Source organism: Rhodococcus sp. IEGM 1379, assembly GCF_030056815.1.
Classification (GTDB): Bacteria; Actinomycetota; Actinomycetes; order Mycobacteriales; family Mycobacteriaceae; genus Rhodococcus_F.
Map to the genome: position 1 here is coordinate 1 of NZ_JASHKR010000107.1, position 13,315 is coordinate 13,315.

Sequence of the window (13,315 nt, forward strand, 5' to 3'; positions counted from 1 at the left end):
TCTTGAGTGGGCTGCGGAGCAGGCTTCGGGCTGATCCGAGGCCGCGGACGTCGTGAGCCATTCCGTTGTCGTCGAACACCCAGGTGACGGTGTCGCCGACGTTCACGGTGATCGAAGCGGGGGAGTAGGCCATTCCGGTGACGGTGACTACCGGACCGCTCACCGTGGTTTCGGGGGTGGGCGGAGTGGAATCCGTGGTGGAACTGCACCCGACGAGACCGAGGGCGAGGACAAGTCCTGCGATCATCGGGCGTAAACGTGATTTCATGATTTCGAGGGTAGCGACTGACGAGTGAAGGGTTCCGGCATGCGTGGGTACTACACGGTTGATCAGGTGCGAGATGCCGAGGCTCCACTACTGGCGACGTTGCCCGACGGCGTGTTGATGCGTCGCGCCGCCTTTGGGCTGGCGCGAGTCGTTGCCGACGAATTACGTGTGCATACAGGCTCACTCACGTATCGGTCGGTGACGCTCCTGGTCGGTAGTGGCGATAACGGGGGTGATGCTCTCTGGGCGGGCGCATATCTGCGTAAGCGAGGAGTCGTTGTTCGAGCAATCCTGTTGGACCCGGCGCGAGCCCACAAGCAGGGCCTCGACGCTTTTCTTCGGGCCGGTGGGCGGGTGGCCACGGACCTCGGTGAGCCGGATCTGGTCGTTGACGGGATTGTCGGTATCTCGGGCCGCGGTGCGCTGCGGCCGGATGCTGCCGCTGTGGTGGCGCAGGTCCGTTGCCCGATCGTGGCGGTCGATCTGCCCAGCGGCGTCGACGCGAATACCGGTGCCGTCTGCGGGCCTGCGGTGACGGCTGCGGTGACGGTGACGTTCGGCGCTCTCAAACCGGTACATGTATTGGCGTCGCCGCGGTGTGGGCGAGTGGAGTTGATCGATATCGGACTCGATCTCGGGGAGCCGGATTTCCAGTCTCTGGAGCCTTCGGAAGTCGGGGCACTCTGGCCTGTTCCAGGGCCAGGCGACGACAAGTATTCGCAAGGCGTTGTGGGCGTCATCGCGGGTAGCGACAGGTATCCGGGGGCCGGGGTGTTGTGCACGGGGGCCGCGGTGACGTCGACATCCGGTTTGGTGCGATTTGCCGGTCCCGGGGCATCCGAGGTGTTGTCACGATTTCCCGAGGTGGTTGCAAGCAACACCTTCGAGGAGGCGGGCCGGGTGCAGGCCTGGGTGGTCGGACCCGGGATGGGAACCGACGCCGGCGCGGCGGCTTTGCTCGAGTTGGTGCTCGCGACGGATGTTCCGGTGGTTGTTGATGCCGACGGGTTGACGCTGCTGGCCCAGGATCCGGATCTGGTCCGCCGGCGCGCCGCGCCGACACTGTTGACTCCGCATGCGGGTGAGTTCGCGCGGTTGGCCGGCAGAGAGGTCGGCGCGGATCGGGTGAGCGCCACGAGGGAATTGGCGTCGGATCTCGGTGTGAGTGTGCTGCTCAAGGGACATACGACGGTGATCGCAGATCTCGATGGACGGGTTCTGGTCAGTGATGCGGGTGGTTCGTGGGCGTCGACGGCTGGATCGGGTGACGTTTTGTCCGGAGTGATCGGTGCGCTGCTGGCTTCTGGACTCACGCCACTCGAGGCTGCTGCGGTGGGGGCGAGGGCTCACGCTCTCGCCGCGAATCTGGCGGCGGCCGGCGGAATGGCTGACGTCGCGGGCGCCCCGATTTCCGCATCTCCGCTGCTCGGAAGGGTGCGGGACGCGGTGCGGGTGCTTCGCAGTTTTGCCCGAGAGTGAGTGATCTCAAACCCGAATTGGCGTCCGAATTTGTGAGGGTGGCAGGATTGCTGCCATGAAGCTTGCCGAGGGAAGAGCGCCGAAAGACCCATCTGAACGGGAATCGGCAAGCGCCGGAGCATCGGTGAGCCCTCAGACCGAAGCGGTGGTAGACCTCGACGCCATTGCCCACAACGTGCGCATTCTCTGCGAGTTCGCGGGCGATGCGGCGCTCATGGCGGTCATCAAAGCGGACGGCTACAACCACGGTGCCGTCGCTGTTGCTCGCACTGCGCTCGCTGCCGGTGCACGCGAACTCGGTGTCACGACAATCCCGGAGGCATTGGTTCTCCGGGAAGCGGGAATCACCGCGCCGATATTGGCGTGGTTGCATGGCGTCGACGCGGATTTTGCTGCCGCCATCGCTGCGGATGTGGAGATCGGTGTGTCGTCACCCCGGCATCTTGCTGCGGTTGTGCGCGCCGCCCGTGGCCTCGGACGTACTGCGACGGTGACATTGAAGGTCGATACCGGCCTCAATCGCAACGGTGTGTCGCAGACGGATTGGCCGCAGGTGCTCACCGATCTGGTGGTAGCCCGCGACGAAGGCACTATCCGGTTGCGCGGCGTGTTCTCACATCTGGCGCATTCGGACGAGCCGCATCACGACGTCATCGACCTGCAGAAGCAGCGTTTGATCGATGCCGTCGCAGATGTGCGGGCTCACGGATTCGAGCCCGAGGTTGTGCATCTTTCCAACTCGGCAGCTACGGTTACCCGCCCTGACCTGCAATTTGACATGGTTCGGCCGGGAATTGCGATATATGGATTGTCGCCAGTGCCTGAACTGGGCGATTTCGGTCTCAGACCGGCTATGACGTTGCGAGCGAAGGTGATCTTGGTGAAGAAGGTAGCCGCCGGTGAGGGGGTTTCCTATGGACACCTCTGGACGGCACCGCACGACACCACTCTGGCGCTCCTGCCCGTCGGATATGCGGACGGGCTTCCGCGTTCGTTGAGCGGGCGTTTCGAGGTGCAGCTCGGCGGGAAGCGTCGGCGCGCTGTCGGACGGATCTGCATGGATCAGGTGATGGTCGACATCGGACCCGACGGCGACGGCGTTCGGGAAGGCGATACCGCGATCTTCTTCGGAAACGGCGATCAGGGTGAACCCAACGCACAGGCGTGGGCGGAAGCCTTGGACACCATCCACTACGAGGTCGTGACCGGCTTACGCGGGCGAACTGTGCGTACCTACATCGGTGGGGAGAGTTCATTATGAAGACTGCAGGACGAATGAGCATTCTCGGCGGACTACTCAGCGCGGTTGCGCTGGGTTCGATGGCCGGTCTCAATGCACTCAAGACAGCGACGCGGCCCGGTCGGGAGATCTACGCCGACGAAGACTTCGATCTGATGACCCGTGATCGTTCGAGCGTTGTACGCACCGAGGACGGGGTTGACCTGGCAGTACGTGAGGTCGGTCCGGATGACGCGCCACTCACCGTCGTTTTTGTTCACGGATATTGCCTGAGCGCCTTCTCGTGGCACTTTCAGCGCCGACAGCTCGCCGAGCGGTGGGGCGACGACGTCCGCATGGTGTTCTACGACCAGCGTGGACACGGCGATTCGGGTAAGTCGAAGGCTGCGAACTGTACGGTCTCGCAACTCGGTCGTGACCTCGCGACAGTCGTCGAAGCGAAGGTGCCGACGGGACCGGTTGTGCTGGTCGGGCATTCGATGGGCGGCATGACCATCCTCGCTCTTGCCGGTCAACGCCCGGAATGGTTCGAAGGCGGACGTGTGGTCGGCGTCGGATTGGTATCCACGACGGCAGCCGGTCTCGCAGAAACCGGACTAACTCGCAATCTGCAGAATCCGATCATCGATGGTTTCCGGTTGGCTGTTCGGACATCCCCCGGCGTCGTACAGCATGCGCGAGGCGCCGCTCGGGTGCTCATCACACCGATCCTGCGGGCAGCGTCGTACGGCACCGATGTCAGTCCACGTCTGCACGAACTGTCCGACGGAATGCTCGACCGCACGTCGGTGGTGACCATCGTCAACTTCCTGCAGACATTGGAATTGCACGACGAGAGCGGTTCGCTCCCCGTTCTGGCGCACACGCCGGCCGTGGTGATCTGCGGTGATCAGGACATGATGATTCCGTTTTCCAGTTCCAAGCGATTGGCCGCCGCCCTCCCGGACTCCGAACTGGTTCGTGTCCGCGGCGCGGGGCACCTGGTCCAACTCGAGTTTCCGGCCATCGTCACTGACGCGATCGAGCACCTCGTCTCGCGTACCCGTACCGAAGTGAGGTCCGATGTCGGCTGAGACTCTGCCTGAATCGGGAACAGTGACCTTGGCGACGACGGAAGACACCGAGGCATTCGGACGTCTGATCGCCTCCGGACTCGTCGCCGGTGATCTTGTGGTTCTCGACGGTCCACTCGGCGCCGGAAAGACCGCTCTGACCCGCGGTATCGGTGCGGGACTGGGCGTACAAGGTCGGGTGACGTCGCCGACGTTCGTGATTGCGCGTGAGCATCGCCCGGGGGACCGCCCCGGCGGCGCACAGCCGGTCGGGATGATTCACGTCGACGCCTACCGCCTTGGCGACAGTGGCCCACATGCCCTCGACGAGCTCGATGCCCTCGACCTGGACACCGACCTCACCGACGCCGTGATCGTGGTCGAATGGGGCGCCGACGTCGTGGAGCGACTGGTCGAGCGTCACCTACGGGTGCAACTTCACCGCGAACCTGAGTCGGATGTGCGGACGGCTAGTTGGTCGTGGACGTCGTGACACTCCTCCCGGCCCGAAAGTAGTTGCTCACGTGCGAGTACTCTGAGATATCGTGCTTGTTCTCGCGATTGATACTTCTACTCCGGCTGTGACTGCCGGAGTTGTACTCCTGTCGGCGTCCGACGCATCTTCACCCTCGGGGTCCGTCGAGGTGGAGACCCTTGCCGTTCGAGTGACCGTGAACGCCCGTGCTCATGCCGAGGTGCTCACCCCTCATGTCCTCGAATGCCTGGCCGAGGCTTCGATCACACCGGCCGACCTGGGCGGCGTTGTGGTGGGCGTCGGTCCGGGCCCGTATACGGGTTTGCGGGTCGGGATGGCGACCGGTGCCGCGTTCGCTGACGCCTTGGGCATCCCCGTTTACGGTGTGTGCAGCCTGGACGCTATTGCCGCGGCCGTCGAGACCGCAGAAAACCTACTGGTCGTGACCGATGCGCGTCGACGCGAAATCTATTGGGCGCGTTACGACAAGGGCGTGCGCATCGAGGGGCCTGAGGTGAGTTCCCCAGGTGACGTGGAGGCATCGCCGTCGACGCGTATCGCCGGATCCGCTTCGCACGTAGACCTTTTCGATTTGCGGGTAGTGCCGGCGGAGACGCCGTCGCCGGCAGGACTGGTCACGGCCGCGGCCGCAGAGATTCTGGCTGGTTCGATTCCGGAACTGCTCGAGCCGTTGTACCTACGGCGCCCCGACGCCAAAACGTTGGCGGAACGCGGATTATGAGTTTCACCATCGCGTCGATGACGGTGGGTGACGCCGAGCGGTGTGCGGAATTGGAACGTGCTCTCTTCGCGGGGGACGGGCCGTGGAGCACTCAGGCCTTTGTCTCCGAATTGGCAGGATCCCACAATCACTACTTCGTGGCCCGTGAGCCGAGTGGCCATGTCCTCGGGTATGCCGGAGTCGCTTTGTTGGGTGCACCGCCCAACATCGAGGCCGAAGTGCACACCATCGGAACGGATCCGAGTGCACAGCGTCGCGGTATCGGCGGTGCGCTTCTCGATGCGCTCTTGGTGCTCGCGGACGAGCGGAGAGCAGAAGTGTTCCTGGAAGTGCGCACCGACAACGAACCGGCAATCGCTCTGTACCGGCGAGAGGGATTCGAGATCGTCGGAACCCGAAAGAAGTACTACCAGCCCAGTGGGGCAGATGCGTACACGATGCGGCGCCCGGCCGCGGGTGTCCGCGAGAATGAGGAGCAGCAAGCATGATCGTCATGGGTGTCGAAAGCTCGTGCGACGAAACGGGAATCGGTATCGTTCGGTGGAACGGTGACGGAACCTGCACGTTGTTGGCGGACGAAGTGGCGTCGAGTGTGGATCAGCACGCCCGCTACGGCGGTGTGGTGCCGGAGGTGGCGTCGCGCGCACATCTCGAGGCCATTGTCCCGACCATGCGACGCGCTCTGGCAGTCGCGGCTATCGACAAGCCCGACGCGTTGGCTGTGACGATCGGGCCCGGCCTGGCCGGAGCGCTGTTGGTGGGCGTAGCCGCAGCCAAAGCGTATGCGGCAGCGTGGAACATCCCGTTTTACGCGGTCAATCACCTCGGTGGACACGTGTCGGTGGATACGCTCGAACACGGACCGTTGCCGTCGTGTGTGGCACTGCTGGTCTCCGGTGGGCATACGCATCTACTTCACGTCGAGGATCTGGGTAAGCCGATCGTCGAACTCGGAACAACCGTCGACGACGCTGCCGGTGAAGCGTTCGACAAGGTCGCGCGGCTTCTCGGTCTCGGATTCCCCGGTGGCCCGGCGTTGGATGCCGCTGCGCAGAAGGGTGATCCGAAAGCGATTGCGTTCCCTCGCGGCATGACCGGCTCCCGTGACTCCCGGCACGACTTCTCGTTCTCCGGGCTCAAGACGTCAGTTGCGCGGTATGTCGAGTCCAAACAACGTGCAGACGAAGCTATTTCGATTCCGGACATCGCGGCGTCCTTCCAGGAAGCTGTCGCCGACGTCCTGACGATGAAGGCGGTTCGAGCGGCCAAGGACGTAGGCGTGGACACTCTCGTTCTCGGCGGCGGCGCTACCGCGAACTCTCGGATTCGCAGCCTCGCCGAAGAGCGTTGCGCCGAAGCTGGTCTGACGCTGCGTATCCCGAAGCCGCGACTCTGCACTGACAACGGCGTGATGATTGCTTCCCTGGCGGCACACCTGATCGGTGCCGGGGCCGGCCCGTCCGAACTGAGCGTGGCAACCGACCCGGGCTTGTCGGTCTCGGTCAGCCAAGTCCTGCGCTGAGATCAGCCGGCCGGGGTCAGTTCCCGGTCGGTGCCGGAAGGCGGCGCAGCGGCTGGAGTGGTGGTCGGTGCGATTGGTGTGGCGGTGTCTTCCTCTGCCGGTGTGGTTTCGGGAGTCTTGTCGTTTCCGGGGCTTAGCTCGGGCGGCGCGATGGGTGCATTCGCGCCGGGTTGCGGCCACCAGGCCGGTGGATCGGGCAGCGTGATGCCGGGGATTGTCGGCCAAGTCGGCGGTGTGGTCGTGGGCACGGTAGTGGTCGGTGCAGTAGTGGTGGGCACCGTAGTGGTGGGCACCGTAGTGGTCGGATCGGTTGTGACCGTCGACGTATCGGGTAACGCAGTGGTGGGAAGCGGCGCCGGCGGCAACGTGTACTGGTGTGTCGGGTAGCGCTGTGTCAGCGGGTAGCTGTAAGTCGGGTCCGCTTGTACGGCAGCAGAAGGCAACGGATCATTGGACGGAATCACTGTCGAACCGACGCTCGGATTGATTTCAGTGGTCGTGCGAGACGTGGTGGACCCGGTGCCGGCCGGTGAAATCGGAGTATCGTCCGTCGGCACCAATTCCTTGGCGCCGTAACCGAATACGAGACCACCTACCACCAGGGCGCCGATCAATGCGCCGGACGCCCGCACTGCCGTTCCCGTCCGTTCGGTGCCGTCGGGTGTGGACAAGGGGTAGCGCAACGACGTTACCGAATCAGCAAGTAGTGCAGCACCTTTGGCGGCAGTGGCCTCGGGCTCGTCGAGTTCGACGATGGGGAGATTCACGGCGTCGGCAATTGCCGAAGTGACGACCGGGATGTGCGCGCCGCCGCCGACGAGGACTACGGCCTCGACGGTTCGGGGTGCGTCGGCCAGGACGCCGCTGATGAAGGTGACGGCGCGGGCGATGTCCGGGGCGATGATGTCCTCGAACTGGGTGCGGGTGACCATTATCGGTTTCAGCGGCAGGTCGACGGTGACGCTGCGCACGGTGGACAGCTGTTCCTTGGCGACGTGGCAGCGGGACACGAGAAGTGCGGCGTCGGCGTACCGGCCGAGGTGCTGAGCCGCTGTTTCGGTGACAAAATCGACGAGGGCGCGATCGATACCGGCGCCGGTGAGAACGTCGGTACGTTCGGCAGCGAGAACCTCGCCGCTGTGGTCCACGATGGAGACGGCCAGGCCGTGATCACCGAGGTCGATATGGGCAGTTGTGCTGTACCGCTCTATCTTTCCGGTTTCGGCGAGATAGGCGTGCACTGCGGCAGGTTCGGGGATGAGTCGAACAAGATCTGACGAGCGAGAGAGCGCGGAACGGATGCTCGCGAGTTGTTCGTCCGTGCGGTAGGCGACTCCGATGGACCGCGGCGCTGCAGTTCGATCCGAGACCTGAGTAGTCATCAGTTTGATCGATGCGCGCACGAGGTCGCCGACATTGGTGTGAACCTGATCGGCAGAGACGAACCGTACTTCAGCTGTCAATCTGCCCGGTACGGCAGAAGCGGGATCGGTATCGACGAGTGCGGAGTAGACGCCCGACGACCCGGTGGAGATTCCCAGTGAACAACTCATCTTGCACCTCCTCGCAGGTGTTCCTGTGACAGCATTTCGGCCGCCGTTACATGAACGTTACAGAACGATCGTGACGATTGCTCAGTACTTTCTTGTAAGAAGGTGAGATTTTCGGACCGAAAGGGTGGTTTTACCAGCAGGATTGTCGATTATTGATCTATGCGAAAAAAAGTCGGATCCAGCGCGATAGATACGCGTCGACGGCGTAAGTTGATCGCCGGTGCCCTGCTGCGTCCGACGTTGACGGTGTTCGCCCTGGGAAGTGCGTACTTCCTGTTGCCGTGGCCCGACGCGCATACCGGCGGGGCATTTGCCTTGTTGATCTTCGGCGGGATCGTGGTGCTGGGCGTCACCGCCTGGCAGATCAAACGAATCCTGGATTCCGACGTACCCGCGTTGCAGGCCGTCGAGATGGCGTCGGTCGTAGTACCGACTTACCTTTTGGTCGTCGCGATGACCTACTTCGCGGTGGAGCGCGCCGACCCGGCTAGTTTCACCGAGCCGCTGTCGAGAATGGCGGCGCTGTATTTCTCACTGACAGTCTTCTCGACGGTGGGCTTCGGAGACATCGCAGCACAAACCGATCTGGCCCGGGCATTGGTGTCTCTGCAGATCGTGTGCAATCTGGTGCTGATCGGGTTCGGAGTCCGGTTTGTCGTCGCTGCTGTGTCCTGGTCCAAGGAACACCGGGTCCGAGGATCACAGGACACAGCAGGAGTGACGGACGAACCTAGCGAATGACGGGCACCAGCAATTCGACGTTCTGATCGACGCCCCCGCCGGTCAGTGCGGGATCGCGGTGAATGTCGTTGAAGGACAGTTCGCGGTACAGCGATGCCAGGCCCTCGGGTGACTTGTTGCTGTGATCGACGGAGTACGGGCTCTCGGCTTCGAACAGGGTCGCAAGGAGCGAGACCGTGCCGTCGCGGTTGTCCGCGATCTCGATGATCCGGCCGAGTTGCGGGAAGTCGATGTGAGAGGCCGTGTTGATCTCCCAGAATCCCTGCTCGGGCGTGGTGCCGGGCTGTGGGGTGATCTTGTTTTCGTGGGTGTGGCCGTTGACCCAGGCGAGCACGTTGGGGAAGCGGTGCAGCAGGTCGAGAAGTTGTGAACCACCGAATCGCGGTTCCAGGATGTTCTCGGGGTCGGGGATGAGATTGTCCATCGTGTCGCTCGTGTGGTGGCTGAACAGAACGAAGTACGTATCGTCCCGGGCCTGGGTGACGCGCGAACCGGCAGGGTCGTAGAAAGTGCTGCTGCCGCCGCGAAGGGTGTCTTCGATCCAACGGAACTGAGCGGCGCCCAGAGATCCTTCGACGAGTCCGGCACGGTTAGTGGAATCCATGCTGATTCCGACGACGCCGGGAGCGATTTCGAACGAGTAGTAGCCGATGCCGGTGTGACCGGCGTCGGGCGCAAATCCGTGTCCGACAGGTCCGGGGCCGGTGTGTTTCGGTTCGAGATGGGCCGCGATGAACTGCTTGGGGGTGAATGGCGTGCGAGCCGGGTCGGGTGTGACCTGACGCGGCGGCGTCGTGAAGGCCGACAGGATCCCGGGAATCGCGCTCGGATCGAACTTGGTCGCGATGTCGATCTGCTTCGCCTGCTCCGGAGTGCCGGGCACCTCGAACTTCAGTGAACCGGTGTACATCGACTCGAGTGGTGGGATGCCGCTGGGCACGGTGCCGGACACCGAATCGTCGTGGTTGCCGAACACGCAGTACCAGGGTGTGTTGAGGCCGGGACTGGTGATCGGGGTGAACGCGGCACCGAAGAAATTGGGGATCTCCGGGAAACCGGCCTTCTTGTACATGTCGAGCATCGGGGATTCAGGGTTCCAGTACAGGTTGGCCCCGGAGTTCTGGACGCCTTCGTAACGGTCCTTGGCGCCGGTGTTCGCAACCACGGTGCCGCCGTTGAGTGCAGTGAGGAACCAGTCGAGTTCGGCATGTTCCTTGTTGTCCGTGTTGTCGCCTGTGGTGACGACGGCGTCGAACGGACGTGCCGTATGCGGACCACACGCGAGGGAATTGACGCGCCGGACAAGGGAAATCAGACCGTGCGCGGTCAGGGTCTCCTGCGGGCGGAACGCCGAACCCGTGAACTGGTGCACGTACTCGAACCGCATCGGCGACTGAGCGTCGACGATATGGACGTCCGTCAGTTGCACGATCGAGGCCAGGGGAGTGCGACGGTCTTCGCGCCCGGATTTGGGTTCTGCGAGTTCGCCGCGGACGATGTTCGCCCAGGCGGGACCGGCTTCGAGCTTGCGGTAGCCGCTGCTGCCGATCGGTGTTGCCACAGCTTCGAGAGTGGTGCCGGCGCCCGATGTGGGGAGCGGCGCCGCTCCGGCGTATTGCAGTCCCCAAGGCTTGCCCAGTCCGACGGCGCCTACGGCACCGAGTCCGGCAAAGGTCAGGAAACTACGGCGATTGATGTTCGTCACGCATGAACAATAGGTGAACGAACAGTGTGGGCGTCCGATTTCGCCCAGGACGTAACAGAAAAAGTGTGCCCAGTCCTTGAGGGTTGGCACTCTCACGTATAGAGTGCCAATTGGCGCTGATCGAGTTCCGGCTCCCGCGACGACGGAACTCAGGACGTGCCGTAAACGGTAAATCAAACAGCGGTTCGAGGATTGCCTCGGACGCACATACCCCAAAGTGGAGGGCTCATCGTGGCGAGCGTCAACATCAAGCCGCTCGAGGACAAGATCCTCGTCCAGGCCAACGAGGCTGAAACGACGACGGCTTCCGGCCTGGTCATTCCTGACACAGCCAAGGAAAAGCCCCAGGAGGGCACCGTCGTTGCAGTCGGCGAAGGCCGCGTCAACGAGCAGGGCAACCGCATCCCGGTCGACGTCAAGGAGGGTGACACGGTCATCTACTCCAAGTACGGCGGAACCGAGATCAAGTACGCCGGCCAGGAGTACCTGATTCTGTCGGCACGCGACGTGCTGGCTGTCGTCTCCAAGTAAGACATACGTGATCCGCCCCGGAGTCCACACAGGATCCCGGGGCGGAGTGCGTTCACGCGCAGCGTCCCTAGAATTCAGGAGCAGGCAGAACAGATGGCAAAGCAAATTGCGTTCAACGAGACCGCACGGCGCGCTCTCGAAGCTGGTGTCGACAAGCTCGCCGACGCCGTCAAGGTCACCTTGGGCCCGCGTGGACGCCACGTTGTGCTCGCCAAGGCTTTCGGCGGACCGACCGTCACCAACGACGGTGTGAGCATCGCCCGTGAGATCGACCTCGAAGATCCCTTCGAGAACCTCGGTGCGCAGCTCGTCAAGAGCGTCGCTACCAAGACCAACGATGTTGCCGGCGACGGCACCACCACCGCCACCGTGCTCGCTCAGGCGATCGTGCGCGGCGGACTGAAGAACATTGCCGCGGGTGCAAACCCGATGGCACTCGGCGTCGGCATCAATGCTGCCGCTGACAAGGTTGTCGAGGCACTCATCGCCGCGGCCACCCCGGTCGAGGGCCAGAAGTCGATCGCTCAGGTTGCCACCGTTTCTTCGCGTGACGAAGAAATCGGCAACATGGTTGGCGAAGCACTTACCCGCGTCGGCACCGACGGTGTGGTGACGATCGAGGAATCCTCCACTGTCGCTACTGAACTCGTTGTCACCGAAGGTGTGCAGTTCGACAAGGGCTACCTCTCGCCCTACTTCGTCACCGACATGGACACACAGAAGGCTGTGTACGAAGACGTACTCATCCTCCTGTTCCGCGAGAAGATCTCGTCACTTCCCGACTTCCTCCCGCTGCTCGAGAAGGTTGCCGAATCCGGCAAGCCGCTCTTGATCATCGCCGAAGACGTCGAAGGTGAAGTTCTCTCCACCCTCGTGGTGAACTCCATCCGTAAGACCATCAAGGCCGTTGCCGTCAAGGCACCGTTCTTCGGTGATCGTCGCAAGGCGTTCCTCGACGACCTCGCCGTCGTCACCGCCGGCACGGTCATCAACACCGACGTGGGCCTCTCCCTCAAGGAAGCCGGGCTCGAGTTGCTCGGTGGCGCACGCCGCGTCGTCGTCACCAAGGACGAGACCATCATCGTCGACGGTGCCGGCACCGACGAGGACATCGCTACCCGCGTCGCACAGTTGCGTCGCGAGATCGAGAACACCGATTCGGATTGGGATCGCGAGAAGCTCGAAGAGCGTCTGGCGAAGCTGTCCGGCGGCGTCGCGGTCATCAAGGTCGGCGCAGCCACCGAGACCGAGCTCAAGGAACGTAAGTTCCGCGTCGAGGATGCGGTCAACGCAGCCAAGGCAGCTGTCGCCGAGGGCATCGTCCCCGGCGGTGGATCGGCACTGGTTCAGGCCGGCACCGAGCTCATCGGCAACCTCGGCTTCACCGGCGACGAGGCCACCGGCGTTGCCGTTGTCCGCGCAGCCCTGAACGCTCCGTTGTTCTGGATCTCCACCAACGCCGGCGTCGACGGTTCCGTCGTCGTCAGCAAGGTTGCCGATCTCCCCAAGGGTCACGGCTTCAACGCTGCGACCTTGACCTACGGCGACTTGCTCGCCGACGGCGTCATCGACCCCGTCAAGGTCACCCGTTCGGCAGTGGTCAACGCCGCTTCCGTCGCTCGGATGATCCTGACCACCGAGAGCGCAATCGTCGAGAAGCCGGTCGACGCAGTAGCTGACACCGGACACGGTCACAGCCACTAGTTCTTCGGCTTCACGAAAAGGGGATCCCCCAACCTGCTATCGGTTGGGGGATCCCCTTTTTTCGATCGTTCTTCAGATGAGCGGGATAATCGCGAACGGTTGGCTCGTCGGCTGCAGCGATCCACCGGGCGGTTCTACCGTGAACGCCAACTTCGTGTTGGTTCCGATGCCGTCGAGGACAACCTGAGTGGCGGGTTTGACGTCGGCTGGTGACATGGTGCCCGCCGGCGTCATGGTGGTGTCGTTCTCGACGAGCCACATCTGGTAGACCTTGTCCGCGCTCGGGGGAGTGACGTTGTTCAT

The 13,315-nt window shown here is 63.2% G+C and carries 14 protein-coding genes; 10 read left to right on the forward strand and 4 right to left on the reverse strand.

Annotation, left to right across the window (positions count from 1 at the left end; genetic code table 11):
* A partial coding sequence (locus QM600_RS26965) for a copper-binding protein (protein WP_283264834.1) occupies positions 1-268 on the reverse strand: 268 nt, incomplete at its 3' end.
* Between the two features lie 39 nt (positions 269-307).
* Here QM600_RS26965 and QM600_RS26970 point away from each other — a divergent pair.
* From QM600_RS26970 to tsaD, 7 genes are read left to right on the forward strand one after another with little or no spacing between them, the layout of a single operon-like run.
* The gene (locus tag QM600_RS26970) at positions 308-1,747 is read left to right on the forward strand and encodes an NAD(P)H-hydrate dehydratase (protein ID WP_283264846.1); all 1,440 of its coding nucleotides are present in this window, start codon (positions 308-310) and stop codon (positions 1,745-1,747) included.
* A gap of 55 nt (positions 1,748-1,802) precedes the next feature.
* Positions 1,803-3,008, forward strand: coding sequence for an alanine racemase (gene alr / locus QM600_RS26975; RefSeq protein ID WP_283264835.1), 1,206 nt, complete (start codon positions 1,803-1,805; stop codon positions 3,006-3,008).
* Positions 3,005-4,060, forward strand: coding sequence for an alpha/beta fold hydrolase (locus QM600_RS26980; RefSeq protein ID WP_283264836.1), 1,056 nt, complete (start codon positions 3,005-3,007; stop codon positions 4,058-4,060). Before alr ends, QM600_RS26980 begins: the two co-directional genes overlap by 4 nt.
* Entirely contained in the window at positions 4,050-4,532 is a 483-nt protein-coding gene (tsaE, locus tag QM600_RS26985) for a tRNA (adenosine(37)-N6)-threonylcarbamoyltransferase complex ATPase subunit type 1 TsaE (RefSeq protein ID WP_283264837.1), read from the forward strand. Before QM600_RS26980 ends, tsaE begins: the two co-directional genes overlap by 11 nt.
* A 52-nt stretch (positions 4,533-4,584) precedes the next feature.
* On the forward strand, positions 4,585-5,256 hold the full coding sequence (tsaB, locus tag QM600_RS26990; RefSeq protein ID WP_283264838.1) for a tRNA (adenosine(37)-N6)-threonylcarbamoyltransferase complex dimerization subunit type 1 TsaB: 672 nt from the start codon (positions 4,585-4,587) through the stop codon (positions 5,254-5,256).
* Positions 5,253-5,744: a ribosomal protein S18-alanine N-acetyltransferase gene (gene rimI, locus QM600_RS26995; RefSeq protein WP_283264839.1), complete on the forward strand. Its 492-nt coding sequence runs from the start codon at positions 5,253-5,255 to the stop codon at positions 5,742-5,744. The genes tsaB and rimI overlap by 4 nt, the downstream gene beginning before the upstream one ends.
* On the forward strand, positions 5,741-6,778 hold the full coding sequence (gene tsaD / locus QM600_RS27000; protein WP_283264840.1) for a tRNA (adenosine(37)-N6)-threonylcarbamoyltransferase complex transferase subunit TsaD: 1,038 nt from the start codon (positions 5,741-5,743) through the stop codon (positions 6,776-6,778). Before rimI ends, tsaD begins: the two co-directional genes overlap by 4 nt.
* A gap of 2 nt (positions 6,779-6,780) precedes the next feature.
* On the opposite strand, the gene QM600_RS27005 is transcribed toward tsaD, so the two are convergent.
* Complete coding sequence (locus tag QM600_RS27005; RefSeq protein WP_283264841.1) at positions 6,781-8,331, reverse strand: Hsp70 family protein; 1,551 nt, start codon at positions 8,329-8,331, stop codon at positions 6,781-6,783.
* 159 nt (positions 8,332-8,490) lie between these two features.
* Between QM600_RS27005 and QM600_RS27010 the strand changes: the two genes are divergently transcribed.
* The gene (locus QM600_RS27010) at positions 8,491-9,072 is read left to right on the forward strand and encodes a potassium channel family protein (RefSeq protein ID WP_283264842.1); all 582 of its coding nucleotides are present in this window, start codon (positions 8,491-8,493) and stop codon (positions 9,070-9,072) included.
* Here the strand turns inward: QM600_RS27010 and QM600_RS27015 are convergent.
* Complete coding sequence (locus tag QM600_RS27015; protein ID WP_283264843.1) at positions 9,062-10,777, reverse strand: TIGR03767 family metallophosphoesterase; 1,716 nt, start codon at positions 10,775-10,777, stop codon at positions 9,062-9,064. The two genes, QM600_RS27010 and QM600_RS27015, sit on opposite strands and share 11 nt — an antisense overlap.
* Before the next feature lie 231 nt (positions 10,778-11,008).
* On the opposite strand from QM600_RS27015, the gene groES reads away from it, so the two are divergent.
* The gene (groES, locus tag QM600_RS27020; RefSeq protein ID WP_003940763.1) at positions 11,009-11,308 is read left to right on the forward strand and encodes a co-chaperone GroES; all 300 of its coding nucleotides are present in this window, start codon (positions 11,009-11,011) and stop codon (positions 11,306-11,308) included.
* A 93-nt stretch (positions 11,309-11,401) separates the two neighbouring features.
* On the forward strand, positions 11,402-13,012 hold the full coding sequence (gene groL / locus QM600_RS27025; RefSeq protein ID WP_283264844.1) for a chaperonin GroEL: 1,611 nt from the start codon (positions 11,402-11,404) through the stop codon (positions 13,010-13,012).
* Between the two features lie 72 nt (positions 13,013-13,084).
* On the opposite strand, the gene QM600_RS27030 is transcribed toward groL, so the two are convergent.
* Positions 13,085-13,315: anti-sigma factor (locus tag QM600_RS27030; RefSeq protein WP_283264845.1), on the reverse strand; the 231-nt coding region annotated here is incomplete at its 5' end.

Excerpts from the sequence above, each read along its gene's own strand:
- rimI (WP_283264839.1), top strand. The coding sequence starts at position 5,253 with ATGAGTTTCACCATCGCGTCGATGACGGTGGGTGACGCCGAGCGGTGT.
- QM600_RS27005 (WP_283264841.1), bottom strand. The coding sequence starts at position 8,331 with ATGAGTTGTTCACTGGGAATCTCCACCGGGTCGTCGGGCGTCTACTCC.
- tsaE (WP_283264837.1), top strand. The coding sequence starts at position 4,050 with ATGTCGGCTGAGACTCTGCCTGAATCGGGAACAGTGACCTTGGCGACG.
- QM600_RS27010 (WP_283264842.1), top strand. The coding sequence starts at position 8,491 with ATGCGAAAAAAAGTCGGATCCAGCGCGATAGATACGCGTCGACGGCGT.
- alr (WP_283264835.1), top strand. The coding sequence starts at position 1,803 with ATGAAGCTTGCCGAGGGAAGAGCGCCGAAAGACCCATCTGAACGGGAA.
- QM600_RS26980 (WP_283264836.1), top strand. The coding sequence starts at position 3,005 with ATGAAGACTGCAGGACGAATGAGCATTCTCGGCGGACTACTCAGCGCG.
- tsaD (WP_283264840.1), top strand. The coding sequence starts at position 5,741 with ATGATCGTCATGGGTGTCGAAAGCTCGTGCGACGAAACGGGAATCGGT.
- QM600_RS26970 (WP_283264846.1), top strand. The coding sequence starts at position 308 with ATGCGTGGGTACTACACGGTTGATCAGGTGCGAGATGCCGAGGCTCCA.
- groL (WP_283264844.1), top strand. The coding sequence starts at position 11,402 with ATGGCAAAGCAAATTGCGTTCAACGAGACCGCACGGCGCGCTCTCGAA.